The sequence below is a fragment of the Salinisphaera sp. SWV1 genome (assembly GCF_052044155.1).
Taxonomy (GTDB): domain Bacteria; phylum Pseudomonadota; class Gammaproteobacteria; order Nevskiales; family Salinisphaeraceae; genus Salinisphaera.
Genome location: NZ_JBQDYE010000121.1, coordinates 1 through 705, shown reverse-complemented (window position 1 = coordinate 705; position 705 = coordinate 1). Strand labels below are relative to the sequence as shown.

Genomic DNA, 705 nt, shown 5'->3' with positions numbered 1-705 from the left:
TCCAGCCGCTGTTGCCGCGAGCGTGCGCGCTTTTTGCCGTAAAGATCAGCATCAAAAATTCGAGCGTAAAACCGAAGGACACGCAAACTGCTTCTTCGGCAACTGCTTGTCACCGGCATTGTTCGGCCTTGAGGCATCAATCTCATACTCACAGCGGTCGCATCCAGATAAAGGTTATCGCTTAGGCATGTCTCTCGGCGGTTCTCCAATCTCGCACCCATTCGATCTTCGGCCCGTATACCAAGATTAGATAGGAATTATCGTTCGTATTCTCCTGAGTTCTTACATCATTTTGATGTATTTCTTACAATCTTTACTTACCTCTTTATATATAATAATTTATCGATTACGCCTTGCTCACCGCGTCTCAACCGGACACGGCACAGCTACGAATGGGATTTGATATGGCCGGATCGATCATTGCCGAGTATGCGTTTGCCCCAACGCATTACACTATGTTCAAACAGCGCCTCGCCGAGCTGCAGCGATTTATCTGTCCACGAGCGGCTTCGGCCGGACTGAAACTCAACTCGATTGAATCTATTTTCGACGAAAACGATCCGGAGATTGCCGTTGGATTCAGGATCAGCGCGTCAAAAGTAAATGGATCCAGAAGAAATAGGAGTCCAGGATTGCTTCCGCCGGCTGAGGAGCTCGCGGCAGTGATCGATTGCGCCGCGCAGGATTCGGTAAACAACGAGAAAA

The 705-nt window shown here is 49.1% G+C and carries 2 protein-coding genes; both read left to right on the top strand.

Features of this window, described 5'->3' with window-relative positions:
* On the top strand, positions 1-250 hold a 250-nt coding region (locus ACS8YF_RS19740; RefSeq protein ID WP_440851791.1), incomplete at its 5' end, for a hypothetical protein.
* A 154-nt stretch (positions 251-404) separates the two neighbouring features.
* On the top strand, positions 405-705 hold a 301-nt coding region (locus tag ACS8YF_RS19735), incomplete at its 3' end, for a hypothetical protein (protein WP_440851790.1).